This window comes from Pseudoalteromonas caenipelagi (assembly GCF_013140855.1).
In the GTDB taxonomy this organism is placed as follows: Bacteria; Pseudomonadota; Gammaproteobacteria; order Enterobacterales; family Alteromonadaceae; genus Pseudoalteromonas; species Pseudoalteromonas caenipelagi.
Genome location: NZ_JABBPG010000002.1, coordinates 464,209 through 476,460 on the forward strand (window position 1 = coordinate 464,209; position 12,252 = coordinate 476,460).

At 42.0% G+C, this 12,252-nt stretch carries 19 protein-coding genes; 14 read left to right on the top strand and 5 right to left on the bottom strand.

What is annotated here, in order from left to right:
- Positions 1 to 5: 5 nt before the first annotated feature.
- From HG263_RS06800 to HG263_RS06810, 3 genes are read left to right on the top strand one after another with little or no spacing between them, the layout of a single operon-like run.
- On the top strand, positions 6 to 2,552 hold the full coding sequence (locus HG263_RS06800; RefSeq protein WP_171625319.1) for a sensor histidine kinase: 2,547 nt from the start codon (positions 6 to 8) through the stop codon (positions 2,550 to 2,552).
- A gap of 34 nt (positions 2,553 to 2,586) precedes the next feature.
- Positions 2,587 to 2,976, top strand: coding sequence for a hypothetical protein (locus HG263_RS06805; protein ID WP_171625320.1), 390 nt, complete (start codon positions 2,587 to 2,589; stop codon positions 2,974 to 2,976).
- A 36-nt stretch (positions 2,977 to 3,012) separates the two neighbouring features.
- Positions 3,013 to 3,177, top strand: coding sequence for a hypothetical protein (locus HG263_RS06810; RefSeq protein WP_171625321.1), 165 nt, complete (start codon positions 3,013 to 3,015; stop codon positions 3,175 to 3,177).
- Between the two features lie 11 nt (positions 3,178 to 3,188).
- On the opposite strand, the gene HG263_RS06815 is transcribed toward HG263_RS06810, so the two are convergent.
- On the bottom strand, positions 3,189 to 3,608 hold the full coding sequence (locus HG263_RS06815) for a hypothetical protein (protein ID WP_171625322.1): 420 nt from the start codon (positions 3,606 to 3,608) through the stop codon (positions 3,189 to 3,191).
- A gap of 102 nt (positions 3,609 to 3,710) precedes the next feature.
- Here HG263_RS06815 and HG263_RS06820 point away from each other — a divergent pair, with 102 nt between their 5' ends.
- Positions 3,711 to 3,962: a hypothetical protein gene (locus HG263_RS06820; protein ID WP_171625323.1), complete on the top strand. Its 252-nt coding sequence runs from the start codon at positions 3,711 to 3,713 to the stop codon at positions 3,960 to 3,962.
- Positions 3,963 to 4,684: 722 nt separating this feature from the next.
- Here HG263_RS06820 and HG263_RS06825 read toward each other — a convergent pair.
- The 4 genes from HG263_RS06825 to HG263_RS22165 form a co-directional block, all read right to left on the bottom strand.
- Positions 4,685 to 5,155: an ImmA/IrrE family metallo-endopeptidase gene (locus HG263_RS06825; protein ID WP_171625324.1), complete on the bottom strand. Its 471-nt coding sequence runs from the start codon at positions 5,153 to 5,155 to the stop codon at positions 4,685 to 4,687.
- Positions 5,156 to 5,160: 5 nt separating this feature from the next.
- Positions 5,161 to 5,523, bottom strand: coding sequence for a helix-turn-helix domain-containing protein (locus tag HG263_RS06830; protein ID WP_171625325.1), 363 nt, complete (start codon positions 5,521 to 5,523; stop codon positions 5,161 to 5,163).
- 191 nt (positions 5,524 to 5,714) lie between these two features.
- Positions 5,715 to 6,185 (bottom strand): hypothetical protein, encoded by a 471-nt coding sequence (locus HG263_RS22160; protein WP_216628380.1) that lies wholly within the window; start codon positions 6,183 to 6,185, stop codon positions 5,715 to 5,717.
- Positions 6,178 to 6,606 carry a hypothetical protein gene (locus HG263_RS22165; protein ID WP_216628381.1) on the bottom strand — a complete coding sequence of 143 codons (429 nt, stop codon included), beginning with the start codon at positions 6,604 to 6,606 and terminating at the stop codon, positions 6,178 to 6,180. The genes HG263_RS22160 and HG263_RS22165 overlap by 8 nt, the downstream gene beginning before the upstream one ends.
- A 151-nt stretch (positions 6,607 to 6,757) precedes the next feature.
- Between HG263_RS22165 and HG263_RS06845 the strand changes: the two genes are divergently transcribed.
- From HG263_RS06845 to HG263_RS06890, 10 genes are all read left to right on the top strand, one after another.
- Positions 6,758 to 7,906: a hypothetical protein gene (locus HG263_RS06845; RefSeq protein ID WP_171625326.1), complete on the top strand. Its 1,149-nt coding sequence runs from the start codon at positions 6,758 to 6,760 to the stop codon at positions 7,904 to 7,906.
- Positions 7,906 to 8,286 (top strand): hypothetical protein, encoded by a 381-nt coding sequence (locus HG263_RS06850; RefSeq protein WP_171625327.1) that lies wholly within the window; start codon positions 7,906 to 7,908, stop codon positions 8,284 to 8,286. Before HG263_RS06845 ends, HG263_RS06850 begins: the two co-directional genes overlap by 1 nt.
- An 11-nt stretch (positions 8,287 to 8,297) precedes the next feature.
- Positions 8,298 to 9,236: a capsid protein gene (locus HG263_RS06855; RefSeq protein ID WP_171625328.1), complete on the top strand. Its 939-nt coding sequence runs from the start codon at positions 8,298 to 8,300 to the stop codon at positions 9,234 to 9,236.
- A 63-nt stretch (positions 9,237 to 9,299) separates the two neighbouring features.
- On the top strand, positions 9,300 to 9,764 hold the full coding sequence (locus tag HG263_RS06860; RefSeq protein ID WP_171625329.1) for a phage protein Gp36 family protein: 465 nt from the start codon (positions 9,300 to 9,302) through the stop codon (positions 9,762 to 9,764).
- Positions 9,764 to 10,207: a phage virion morphogenesis protein gene (locus HG263_RS06865; RefSeq protein WP_171625330.1), complete on the top strand. Its 444-nt coding sequence runs from the start codon at positions 9,764 to 9,766 to the stop codon at positions 10,205 to 10,207. The genes HG263_RS06860 and HG263_RS06865 overlap by 1 nt, the downstream gene beginning before the upstream one ends.
- Before the next feature lie 14 nt (positions 10,208 to 10,221).
- Complete coding sequence (locus tag HG263_RS06870) at positions 10,222 to 10,659, top strand: phage tail terminator protein (protein ID WP_171625331.1); 438 nt, start codon at positions 10,222 to 10,224, stop codon at positions 10,657 to 10,659.
- Complete coding sequence (locus tag HG263_RS06875) at positions 10,656 to 10,811, top strand: hypothetical protein (RefSeq protein ID WP_171625332.1); 156 nt, start codon at positions 10,656 to 10,658, stop codon at positions 10,809 to 10,811. Before HG263_RS06870 ends, HG263_RS06875 begins: the two co-directional genes overlap by 4 nt.
- Positions 10,812 to 10,813: 2 nt before the next feature.
- Positions 10,814 to 11,710: a hypothetical protein gene (locus tag HG263_RS06880; RefSeq protein ID WP_216628382.1), complete on the top strand. Its 897-nt coding sequence runs from the start codon at positions 10,814 to 10,816 to the stop codon at positions 11,708 to 11,710.
- Positions 11,711 to 11,738: 28 nt separating this feature from the next.
- Positions 11,739 to 11,906: a hypothetical protein gene (locus HG263_RS06885; RefSeq protein ID WP_246239895.1), complete on the top strand. Its 168-nt coding sequence runs from the start codon at positions 11,739 to 11,741 to the stop codon at positions 11,904 to 11,906.
- Positions 11,907 to 11,915: 9 nt separating this feature from the next.
- A complete protein-coding gene (locus tag HG263_RS06890; protein ID WP_171625334.1) occupies positions 11,916 to 12,242 on the top strand; it encodes a hypothetical protein in 327 nt (108 codons plus the stop codon).
- The last annotated feature ends 10 nt before the right edge of the window (positions 12,243 to 12,252 follow it).

Below are 12,252 nucleotides of genomic sequence, written 5' to 3' on the forward strand. Positions count from 1 at the left end.
TATACATGGCGACCCAAACTGGCGGTTTTAGGTTTGATGGTACGCACTATATTGAGCTGAACAAGCTATTCGCCCTCCCTCACAACTGGGTAAAAGATGTTGAGTACGATAAAAGTGATAACACTCTGTTTCTTGCATTAGGTGATGATGGAGTTTATAGAGTTCTGCTCGATAACATGGATTTGCAATTTGTTTCACCAACTACATGCTGGAGGATTGAACTAACCGAGTTGTTGATAAATTGCCAAAATAGTTCCCAACTTAAAACAATTAAGCGTGATCATAGTTCACTTGTTACACGTTTAATGAATGATGACGTTGTTGTAAATTCAATTAGTCGTAATTTTATTGATACCAGCGAAGGCTTATTCAGAATTGATGCGTTGAGTAGAACTGTTGTAGATAGTAAGCCATCAAAGTATTCGAGAATAGACTCTAGTGATAACGGCTTATTAGTTTGGCGTGATGGTACTTTGTACTACTATGATCCACATGGGAAAGTTAATGTAAAAGAATGGAGTACCTACCCTTCCGCAATTGCTATAGATGGAAACACGGCACTTATCGCTCAAGATGGCAAAGTACTACGCATTAGCCTATTTGACTTTGACGTATTAAATGAAAGTATTAGCTCTTCTCGCAAAGTCGTTAAACATATCTTCAAAGATAACTCAAATAACTTATGGTTAGTTTCTACTAACAGTGTAGAGATTGTAACAAAAGAAAAGAGACATACCCCTGCCCCAGTTCCTTCGGCCTACAACATGAAAGTGGTACATAAAGCTACCGAGTACGTAGGGACTGAAAAAGGCGTATTTATTAAAAATAGTAGCAACACGACACTTTTAGGCAACCCAGACGATTACGGTTATGTCATAACAGATCTGGAGTTGATAGGAGATAGTTTGTTTATTGCTTCTTCAAAAGGCCTTGCGAAATATGACATTTCATCAAACCGTTTCGAGAGCTTATTCAATGGCTATATAATTGTACTTAACGAAATTGGTGGCAAACTTTATGTTGGTACCAATGATCATGGTTTGTATATTTATGATGGTGCAAACATTGAGCCTGTTAAAGATCTTAATGCAGTAATGCAATCAAATGAGGTTGTTGCCATAGAGCTTATAGACAATACGCTGTATGTTGGCACTGGGCAGGGCTTTTATACTAAGACCAGTAACGGTGCTATTGAAGCATTTGGTGATAACTTAAGAATCATAACGGGCTTTACGAAAGCCGACTCTGGGGTTTATGTTGCTACATTCGGTCAAGGGCTTTACAGGTTTAACAATAGAACCTTAAGTAGGTTAAATACACCACAAAGTATATCTGGTGTTGCGGAACTTAACCAAAAAATTATTTTGGGTACTATCTCAGGCCTCTATATTTTTGATGGTTCAACGCAAGCGGTTGCTGGGACGGATAAGTTAAATATAACACCTAATTCTTTAGACGTTTTAAACCAAACTGTTACTTTTGGCACTCAGTACGGAGTTGATTCTATTCTGTTTAGCTTAACAAAGAGTATGTTAATACCAAGAATTGTAGGTGTAGATGTTGATGGGGAATTTCAAAGTCAATTACCGAACGAGCTATATGCAAATAGCCATAACCGTATCTATCTAGCAGCAAATTCATTTGTTGCCCAAACAGAGTTTCAATATAAGCTAGGTGGAGAATGGCAAGAGGCCAGGCAGGGAACTATTGATTTATTTGTCACTCAACCGAACACATACATACTAGAAGTAAGAGCAAGTCAAGGCGGTGGAACGTGGTCAGAACCAGTCCAATTTGATTTGTACATTAAAGGAGAGTGGTATCAAGCTGATTGGTTTTACATCATGCTTATTATGGTAGTTGTTCTAATCTTGTTAGCTGGGTTATTTATGCTATTGCGTTACCTCAAGTCTAATTTTAATGTACATGAAAAACTTCACAGAATGTATAGCTTCACAAATACACATAACCTATTAGCTATGATGACTAAAGCGAAAGCTAAATGCTCTAGTCCTGATGTAAACCTGCATGCAGATGGCTTGGTATATATAGATGAAGTTATTGATATGCTGGTGCCGATGGCGCATGGTAATGCGGTGTTAGGAAAGCGAACTCTACAACAAGGAGTGGAAGCGTTAAAAGCTTCATTCAAATACGAGGCTCCTAGAAGTGAGTTTGATTTTGTGTGTTCAACAGAACAAGGTAAAACACTTCCCGAGCAAGTGCAGATGGATGCTTATGCTGTTATTTATCATTCGGTCAAAAACTCTATTGAACATGGTAAGGCGTCAAGAATAGAAGTATTTGTTGAACAAGTAAGGGGAACTCTACAGGTTAATATTGTCGATGATGGTATTGGGTGTTCTTGGTTCAAACGTAATTTTAGCTTTGGACTAGGTTTTTTCTTAATGCGGCAGGTAGCTCGAAGAAATAACACTAAATTGGTCATTTCTAGCTGCAGGAAAGGAACTAATGTGGGTATGGCATTTGGCTTAAAAGTAGCGGCAACAAAGCTCATAAACCCAAGTACCAATCGAAATGTCGTAGATTGAATTGGGTTTTCAGTTCGATACGAGAGGATAGCTAATGAACTCATTTTTAAAAGTATTGTTTGCTGTGTTTGCAGGAACAACTTTATCGTGGCTAACTTATTTGTTTTTCGTAGAAATGCAATATCAGGCCAGAGTCGATTCAGTCGAAGAACAGTTCAAAGCCGCGGAAAGAAATGAAGAAGCACGGAAGGTTGAGATTAAAAAAGCCAAAAAAGAAATGAAAGAACTTTCTGGTGTCGCCGCTTGTAAATTTGCTATTAAGCAGCATCATGGTGAGCTTTTAATTAGCTTTATTAATGTTGTTAGGGCAACAGAAACATTTGCGGCAATTAACTATATAGCAAGCGATGATTCTTATCATGCTCAGTGTTATATATCTTTTGATAGTAATGAAGTTACTGAGCTTAATATAAGCAAGGTGTGAAAGAGTTACACCAAGCACTATAAAAAAGGAAAATTTATGAAAACAAAACAATTAGTTGAACTTAACTCGGCACAAGTTAAAAAAGTTATAGGTGCAGGTGGTGTATCAGGCGGAGGTGGTCAGGTTCCGCCATTAGTGCCAAATGGCCCTTGGAAACCCATTGAACCTAATAGTATTTATAAGCCCAAAAAACCTTTTTAAGGTGCGCTGTTTTAGCAGAGTGCTTGTTCGTTTAGCACTCTCGCTTTAAGTTTTTTAACCGAAACACTCCATACATCACTAGCTACTTCTTCAAACCCAAAAGCCTTACAGAACGATTTAGAGTTGCTATTCACTTGCGCTACCGCGATATGTTCGATCTCAAATTGTTCTGCTACCGACGTTAGATACCTAAGTAAGTCAGTACCGTGCCCTTTACGTGCCTGCACAAAGCCAATACGAGCAAGAACAAGAGTATTTTTTAAATATGGTTTGTAGTTGGGTTTGTATCTTATATATAGGTCTATCTTCGTTTTAAAGGCTTGTATTTTGTCGTCTAACACGCAAACTCTGCTTACGTTACTTTTATATTTAAACCGCGCTTTTAGATATTCATTTAGCTGCGCGTTAAAGGCGTGTATGTCTAGTTCCATATCGATCCGTTGTATTGTTGGTGAGGTTACGTTTGTACACTACGCAAATAGATGGTTAAACAACTATAGTTAATCTTTAATTCAAAATTAAGGAAAGCGCTAATGTATAATCTAAAAGTCTACGTTGAAAAATCTCCTGAGGAAACTGAACCACAGTCAATAGAGCTACCAGTAGTTCCAAGAGTTGATGAATATATTTTGCTACAGGAACAGTACTATCAGGTTACAAAGGTAATCTATACATTAAACCCAGATACAGTTGCAGAGCTTAATGTAACTGGACAAGTTAACGACCCAACTACAAGCCGAATAAAGCAAAAAGAAGTAGCCGCGCCCAGAATACAAATGTTTTAAGTCTCTGAGGATATGTGACTTACTCGAATAGCAAGAGTGGTTAGTTCTAACCGCTCTTAAAACCTACACTTGGTAACATCACATCCCCTTCTTACCCCTATTTTTTAAATAACGCCTCAAACGCGCTCTAAGCGCTTTAAGCTCATTTGCAGTAGTCAGGTCTATCCAAGAAGGGTTTAAACAAATTTAAACGCCGTTTAAACACGGTTTAAACATGGTTGCATGTGATTGCGTTGGGCTGATTTGTGATTGGGTGGTAAAAAGCGCGGTGAGAGTTACAGGTTCACAAACTATGAGCTAGGGCGTTATATGTAAGAAAGGGAAGGTAAAAAAGTCGCATTACTGCGACTTGGAATTATTTTGGCCTGTTTAACCTATTTGCAATTAGTACAATTAGGAATGACCAAGCAGCGCTTACCTTTCTTGGGATAAATAGTTTTGCCATTTTTAACCACATGGCTAACAAAACTAATCTCACAAGATTGTTTGCACTTTGGACAGTATCCAGTTTTCATACTGAATCCTCCACAAAGTTACGAGGGGGTAAACACGAAATAACTTGATAAAATTATGCTAAAAGTCTAGTATCAATGTCGCCAAACAAAGTGATTTTGACTTAAAGGAATTTTATCTCGCTATTAAGCGTTAGTCCTCTTGTTGAAATTACCCTTTACAAGTTTTGTAAAGGAACTTTAGAAAGCCCTATCCTTTGGATGGGGTTTTCATCCATAGAAATCGAGTGATAATTGTTTAACTTCATACCCCATGATTTCTAAAATTGCTTCAGCAAAGCTGTCTGCCTGCCACTCCGCATCTTCTTCCTCACGCGCATTTAAAACTCCATCATGATGTAGCAATGCTTTGTGGCCTAAAAATAGATGCCCAAGTTCATGCAGCATAATGGCTAAAGCTTCTCGCTCACCTTCACACGCATTGAGGTAAATAGACTCAGGTACGGATATAGTGGCTTTATTGGGGTCATAATGACCTTTAGTAATGAACAACCATTCATTGTCATCCACAACATTGAGGGTAATCCCCAGTTCTGATAAAAGCTCGAACACCTTGTCAAGATTGCGCTTATTTCGTTTATTAAATCCAAACGCTCTTGCTGCATTTGTTGCAATGGCTCTAATTCGACTGAGAGGCATTGGTGCAACTCGGTTGCCTCTCAGTCGGTAGCTTTCGGGCATAGACTCTACTCCTTGCTTTCCGTGTTAATCTTTTCTAAAAATTCAGCAAATCGTTTAAGCTCCTCTGGAGTAAACGAAGAATTAGCAAAACCAGCTACAAGCATTTGCTGTTGCTGGGACAAGCCAGATAAGGGTACATTTTCATTAGCAACATCAGCTAACGTAGATAAGTTTTTTACTTCTTTCCCTTGCGAATGAAAAAAATCTTCGATTTTACTCACCCATTCCTTTGATATTTTTTTACTTCCTGTTTCAAGGCCACTCAAAAACGATGCTGATGTTTTAAGTTCTTCGGCCATCGTCTTCAACGTGAAACCTACGTCGATACGCGCCTTTCGAACTGTTTTACCAAACTCTGTTAGTGACATAATTTATTCTCCATTGAGCCCATAAATGTTACCGGGCACTGTCAAATTTAGCACAACCGAGAAATAATTCAACCAAAATGGTTAAATTATTTTCTGAAAATTAAAATGGATATTGTATGGTGTTGTGTTGGGCAGTAAAAAGCGCGGTGAAAGTTCGCGCTTTATGTTTCAAATTGAATTAGCATTGCACGTTAATCACATGAGCTACTAGAACTGGATGAACTTGAGCCAGAGTCGTAAGACGAGCTACTAAAACTAGATGAACTAGAACTCGAACCTGAGTCATAGCCCGATGACCAACTAGAACTGCTAGCGCTGGGCGTATGTGAGGCGGTTGTTTCTATAGTTCTTGATGTGTCATCAGGTTTAGCTAAGTCGCAGCCTACAAAATAATGGTTTGGCATATGATCTAAGCCTTTGTGTACAATGCCTTGCGTGACGTTACCTGTAGTATCTATGAGCGCATGGTGTAAATCGGTTTCAGTTACGTGTTCGCCTGCCGCATCAAATACGTCATCAACGATTAAATGCCAGGTTAACCACTCTTTGCTGTTTGTGTGATAAACCTGTGTGCGGCCTTTGTGAACTCGGCGAAAACTAAACTCTGAGAGTTTGTATTGCTTCTTAGGTTTCTTTTTAAAAAGTTTGAATAAATTAAACATTTTTTCTGGCCTTCTTTTTGGGTAACTGAATTGAAAATACGGGGGTGTCGTCTTTGCGTGGTTGTACGTCTTTGAGCACAGTTTTCATTAACTGGTATGCTTGAGGTGCGCTGGTACCTTTTGACCAGTCATAGCCAACCTCACCCAAGAATGTCGCTTCAATGTCATCCCAATGTTCTGCAATGGCTGCCCAATATGCGCTTACGCTTGCCATGTTTGGAATACGTTCGCGCAGTTCTGGTACTGCGTTTAACAGTCGTAAACAACGGTTAAAATCTGCGGGGTCACTTGGATGGCTGGTATTCTCTGTCGGTATACTAAGCAGTTTAAACGCCATGCATTGCGCACTTTGGCCCAATTGTTTTGCGGCTATAAGATGTAAAACAGCGCTGTGTTGGTCGAGTATTCGTTTTTGGTTCATGTAACACCTACAAATTAGTTGTTGATCGTTTTGTTTTCGGTGTTTAGTCTATTTAAATGCTGCCAGAGCACAGTATGTAAACCACTTTCCAACTCCCCTACTTTTTCAAAATCGCTAACCTAGCCACATGTTTTAAACGTGAGCTAAGGCAATGGCGCAAAAGAAACCCAATACAAAATTTAACTGGTTCGAGATTTTTAGAGCGGGTAAACACACCGACTCTAAAGGTAATGAGGCTGAATTTAGCCAGGATGATTTAAAGAGCGTGGTTGAGAACTTTAAACCACTCACTTCACCGCTTGTTATTGGCCATCCAAAAGATGATGACCCCGCTTGGGGCTGGGCTGAAGAGTTAAAAATTGAAGGCGACACGCTGTACGCTAAAGCTGAAAAAGTAGACGCTGATTTTGCTGAAGCTGTAGAAAACGCCCGCTACCCAAACCGCTCTGTACGACTACGTAAAACCGACAATGGCTTTGAACTTGGCCATATTGGCTTTTTAGGTGGTAAGCCCCCCGCTGTTGATGGCATGCAATGGCTATTTAGCAAAGACGAAAGCGGCGATGCGGTTGTTTTAGAGTTTGCTGCGAGTGACCGCATAGAGCAAATGACCATCGACAATACTCAAGGTTTTGTCCGCCTAGTTCGCAACCTAAAAACGTTAATTACCGATAAATTTGGTGCTGAAGAGGCTAATGATGTTTTTAGCGATTGGGAAGCCGAACACCTGCAAGAGCAAGCTACGCTGGCTCAACACGAAAAACATACCGAACAAACACCTATAGAACCTAGCGCGGAGTTTTCTGCGCATACCAATGAAGACGAGGAAAACACCGTGACTAAAGAAGAGAAAGAAGCACTCGAAGCACAGCTAAAAGCAGAGAAAGCCAAAAACGCTCAACTGCAATTTAATCAGGCTAAGTACAACGCCCAAACGTTTATTGACCAAACCGTAAACGGTGGCAAGGCACCGCGCCTGACTAACACCGAGGGCGTAGCGGAATTTATGGCGCATTTAGAGACTGGACAGGCGCAAACATTTGAGTTTGCGGCGGCCGATGGTGAGCAAAATACCACTGTAAAGCCCGCCGAGTGGTTTAAAGGATTTTTACAGGCCCTGCCCGAGCAAACAGGCTTGACCAAAGACTTTAGTAAAAGCGATGCCGACGAGACTGAAATTGATGATTCAGCCGAAGCGTTGGCGGCTAAAGCGTTGGATTTTCAGCAGAGCCAAGCGAGTAAAGGCGTCACGATTAGTGTCTCGGCGGCGCTTGAACATGTTCAGAAGGAGGCAAAGTAATGGCGATTCCTGGATTAATTCGTAATTTTGCAGCTACTGGCGAGATTAAACCCAACCGTGTTGTAGCGGTAGATGTGGGTGACTTCATGGCATCACAAGCAACTGGCGTTGCCTCAAATGCGCTAGGAGTAACTGAACAAGGAACCGACAACCACCTGCGTGTTGATGTGGTTATGGACCAAATTGCCCCCGTTGAATTTGGTGGTGATTTTGTAGGTGGTGAGTGGGCTGTACCTGACTCTGAGGGCTGCGTTGTTCCGTTTGATGCAGCTACTTTTGCGGAAGACGAAGTGATTAATGTTGTCGGCAAAGTACTCGAAGCTGGGGACGCTGGAACCATTGGTGATATTCATGTCACCCCATTTTTAATTGTTAAGTAAGGAGCTAAACCATGAGTAACGGTATGCCATTTACCCCTAGCGTGGAACAAACTGCAGTTGCTATTGCATATAAGAACAAAGATTTAATTGCAGATCGTGCTTTACCTTATGCACCGATTGGAAAGCGGGAGTATAGTTGGACTGAATACAAAATCGAAGAAAGGTTCACGGTTCCAGATACAAAAATTGGTCGAAAGTCAGAGCCAAATCAAGTTGAGTTTACATCGGATGAAAAAACAGGGTCAGTTACAGACTACGGTTTGACTGATGTGGTCCCAAATGACGATATTAAGAACGCGCCCGCAAATTACAATCCACTCACAAATGCTGCGGAAAGTGTGACTGATTTAGTATTGCTAGACAGAGAAGTCCGCGTTGCGAATTTTTATAACAAAACGAGTAACTATGGAAAGCACCATAAGTTAGGTGTTGGTGAGTTGAAGTACATTGACGACCCAGACCTAAACGTTTTGAAATTCATTTTAGAAATCATGAATGACTCACTTATGCGACCTAACTGCCTAACAACGTCTCGTAATGTAATTACTTTTTTGCAAACACACCCGCGTTTAATTAAAGGGTATAACGGAACACTAGGAGATGATGGGCTGCTCCCTCTAGAGTGGCTTAAAAACAAACTAGAACTCGATCACATCAACATAGGTGAAGCCCGAGTAAATACAAAGAAAAAAGGTCAAGGTATGCAGCTAGAGCGTGCGTGGAGAGATTCAATCTCACTGACATATCATGACCCTTTGGCTAATTTTCAAAACAGACGCATGACATTTGCGCTTACTGCTCGATATGGTGAACGTGTATCTAGTAACCGCAATGTTTCCGCGGGCTTACGCGGCGGTGTTGAAGTGTTAGTTGGTGAATCTGTACAAGAGCAGTTGATTGCTAAAGACTGCGGCATTTTGCTCACGGATGTACTCACCCCTGCCGCTTAATTATCCATGCTCCAAACCATAGGGCGTTGGCCATTGCGCCCTATTTTCAAAACGAGGCTTGTTATGTTTGTTAGCACATCTCACACAATCAATACCATTGGCATGCATTTGCTAGTGCAATTTGCGCAGGGCCGCTTTAATAGCGATAGCTACGCGACGGAAGCAGACCTAAACACCGCACTTTTACAAAGCCCTATAACCGAGTTGCAGCAGCAAATTTATGATTGGTTTTACACCGCAAAAACGAACGTGGATGCATTGATTTTTGGCTATGTGGCTAAGTTTTCTCTTTCGATGGATGACATTGAGCAGAGCTTATTGCCAGGACTGGCCGCTGACTTGATGCGCTACGAACTATGCACCAACGACGCCGACGAGGGCATTTTAAAACGCCGCGACAACGCCATTAAACAGCTAGAAAAAATCGAAAAAGGGGTTATTCAGTTAAAAGTATCAACGCCAAAATTTAGCTCTAGAGCCATTAAAACCGCTAAACCCGCCTCACAGTTTAATTGGAGTGGTTACTAATGGCGGGTGTTTATATCGAGGTATCGGGCAATGCGCTTGAATCGTTGCAGCTCATTAATAAAAAGAGCGCTGCGCCTGATGACATTCTAGACGACATTGGCGCGTTTTTAGACATGGACGTAACCACCCGCTTTTTAGATGAAATGGCTCCCGATGGTACCAAGTGGCTGCAGTCAGAAGCAGCAAGAACGGGCAAAGGCCGTAACCCAGAAAAGCCAGGGCTAACACTCACCGACTCACGCGACTTGGTGGGCTCAATTACACACAACGCTGATAACGGTGAGTTAGAGCATGGACTTGGCGAAGAATACTCTGCTATCCACCACTTTGGTGGCAAAACTGGGCGTAATCACGCTGTAACTTTACCATCTCGCCCCATTATCGGTATCGAACTAAAGCAAGCTAATACCATTGTTGAAATGGTCAGCGACTGGCTGGTTTAAAGGGAGTTTAAACAATGTTTAATTTTGATTTAAACCAGATTGAAACGGCTTTAAAAAGAGAGCGTATTGCAAATGTGGGCATGGCTGCAGACTTTAACGAAGCACGTAAACGCCCTGTTCAATCGCCCCAGCTTTACGTGTTGCCGCTCGATGAAGACTACTCACTAGCCGAATCAATCACAGGCCAAGATGAATACACCATCACTGAGATTTTTGCGGTGATGATTGTGATCCCCTGTATTGGTGGCAACAAGCAAAGCGATGGCCAGGTTAAACAACTGCGCGGCCAAGTTAAGGCAGCAATTGCTGGGTTGACGTTTAAGCCCTGGCAACCCATTCAATTACACCGTGGTCGCATTGTTGAGCTAAACCACGCCACAAACAACCTGATTTATCAATGCCAGTTCAAAGTCACTGGCTACATTACAGTAACCACAAAGGCCGCATTATGAAAAAAGACACCGCAGAGCCAAAACCAAAACTAACGCCCGGGCAAATAGCCGAGCAAGCGCGAAATGCTTTGGCTGAACAAACAAACCGCCATCAGGTTGCAGGTGCGTTTACGCTCGATGACAACAACAAGCTAACGACTGGGGGTAAGTGATCATGACCTGGCGCTTTAAAGATAAAATTCTATTAGCCGACGGGCTGGGTACCACGCTCACAGGGTTGCACGCAATTTATGCTTCAGACATTGAGTTTAGTATCGAGAGCGAAACTGATTCTGATGAAGTTGAAACAGCGCACAGCGGCGCGAGTTTGCAGGTGTATTACGGTCAACATATATCACTTAATTTTAAAACCCCGTTGGCAATGTGCGGTACGGCAGGCAGTTCCCCCGCTATCGCGCCGTTATTGCTGGCCTGTGGCATGGTGCAGGTGTCTACCGCATCGAGCGTCACCTACACCAAAGGCCAACCAACTAAAGCTAAGTGCCTGCTGCGTTTTGGTAGCAATACGCATGAGATAAGTGAAATGCTGGGTACGTTTAGCTTGAGCTTAGAGAAAGGCATCCCCCGTATTAATTGGCAATTTAAAGGCTTGTTCAGCCCCCCTATTCACTCTGCTGTTGCCCCTACTGTTGATTGGGAGCGTTGGAAGCGCCCAGAGGTGTTGGGCGTTGCTTGCAACTCGGCGTTTACGCTAAACAATGTGGCGCGTACGCTCCATAAACTAACAATTGATGTTGGTAATAATGTGATCTTTGACCGTGCAATTAATCACGAAGAGATCATGATAACGGGTCACGAGTCAAAGGCACAAATGACACTGAGCGCAGACGTAATTGCCAATTTCAACCCATTTAATGAGGTTGGCCAAGTGCAGAACTTTGAGTTTACGCATGGTACGGACGCGGGAAATAAAGTCTCAATTTTGGGCCGCTATCAAATGCCAGTACCTAAGTATGCGTCTTTAGAGAGTGAGCAAACGGGTTATGAACTGGACGGGAGCCTAGTGCCAAGCGGCGCTGGCTATGACGAACTAACGTTAGTATTTGAGTGATCTGACTATGCAATTTCAAGCTGTGAATATGATGAATACAAAAACGGGTGAAATTGAGTTTTATACCGTACTGGTAACGTTTCCCAAGCTATCACCCACATATTGCTTTGACAGCAATGGGATTCTTAGGTTTGAGACTATGGAACAAGCACAAGAAGAAGCAAGCCGACTTGCTAACGCATACGAACAACATTGAGGCACAAGCATGAATTTAAAACTTTTAGAGCAGTTAGAAAACGCGGTAATTAAAGCCCCGCTTAACTTTGATTTTGGCGGTGTGAACTTTAAGTTTACTGCGCATATTAAAATGCTCACGACTGAGCAGATAGACGAACTAACAGTAACACAGCGCGCTGAAGACAAAGCGTTGGTAAAAGAATTACTAGTTGGTTGGGAAGACTTTGTTGATCAAGGGGAAACGGTAGCATTTTCACAAGATGTGCTAGTGCAGTTGCTGAAATATGGCGGTATTGCTGGGCGTTTGGCCGCTGAATGCATTAACGCGCAATACCGAGTGCAGGAAAAAAACTAGCCGACGTTGC

Bases quoted from the DNA above. Each gene is read 5' to 3' on its own strand.
- HG263_RS06850 (WP_171625327.1), top strand. From the start codon at position 7,906: ATGGCGATTCCTGGATTAATTCGTAATTTTGCAGCTACTGGCGAGATT.
- HG263_RS06845 (WP_171625326.1), top strand. From the start codon at position 6,758: ATGGCGCAAAAGAAACCCAATACAAAATTTAACTGGTTCGAGATTTTT.
- HG263_RS06855 (WP_171625328.1), top strand. From the start codon at position 8,298: ATGAGTAACGGTATGCCATTTACCCCTAGCGTGGAACAAACTGCAGTT.
- HG263_RS06860 (WP_171625329.1), top strand. From the start codon at position 9,300: ATGTTTGTTAGCACATCTCACACAATCAATACCATTGGCATGCATTTG.
- HG263_RS06800 (WP_171625319.1), top strand. From the start codon at position 6: ATGGCGACCCAAACTGGCGGTTTTAGGTTTGATGGTACGCACTATATT.
- HG263_RS06825 (WP_171625324.1), bottom strand. From the start codon at position 5,155: ATGCCCGAAAGCTACCGACTGAGAGGCAACCGAGTTGCACCAATGCCT.
- HG263_RS06890 (WP_171625334.1), top strand. From the start codon at position 11,916: ATGAATTTAAAACTTTTAGAGCAGTTAGAAAACGCGGTAATTAAAGCC.
- HG263_RS06815 (WP_171625322.1), bottom strand. From the start codon at position 3,608: ATGGAACTAGACATACACGCCTTTAACGCGCAGCTAAATGAATATCTA.
- HG263_RS06875 (WP_171625332.1), top strand. From the start codon at position 10,656: ATGAAAAAAGACACCGCAGAGCCAAAACCAAAACTAACGCCCGGGCAA.
- HG263_RS06880 (WP_216628382.1), top strand. From the start codon at position 10,814: ATGACCTGGCGCTTTAAAGATAAAATTCTATTAGCCGACGGGCTGGGT.
- HG263_RS22160 (WP_216628380.1), bottom strand. From the start codon at position 6,185: ATGTTTAATTTATTCAAACTTTTTAAAAAGAAACCTAAGAAGCAATAC.
- HG263_RS06885 (WP_246239895.1), top strand. From the start codon at position 11,739: ATGATGAATACAAAAACGGGTGAAATTGAGTTTTATACCGTACTGGTA.
- HG263_RS06830 (WP_171625325.1), bottom strand. From the start codon at position 5,523: ATGTCACTAACAGAGTTTGGTAAAACAGTTCGAAAGGCGCGTATCGAC.
- HG263_RS06865 (WP_171625330.1), top strand. From the start codon at position 9,764: ATGGCGGGTGTTTATATCGAGGTATCGGGCAATGCGCTTGAATCGTTG.
- HG263_RS22165 (WP_216628381.1), bottom strand. From the start codon at position 6,606: ATGAACCAAAAACGAATACTCGACCAACACAGCGCTGTTTTACATCTT.
- HG263_RS06820 (WP_171625323.1), top strand. From the start codon at position 3,711: ATGTATAATCTAAAAGTCTACGTTGAAAAATCTCCTGAGGAAACTGAA.
- HG263_RS06870 (WP_171625331.1), top strand. From the start codon at position 10,222: ATGTTTAATTTTGATTTAAACCAGATTGAAACGGCTTTAAAAAGAGAG.
- HG263_RS06810 (WP_171625321.1), top strand. From the start codon at position 3,013: ATGAAAACAAAACAATTAGTTGAACTTAACTCGGCACAAGTTAAAAAA.
- HG263_RS06805 (WP_171625320.1), top strand. From the start codon at position 2,587: ATGAACTCATTTTTAAAAGTATTGTTTGCTGTGTTTGCAGGAACAACT.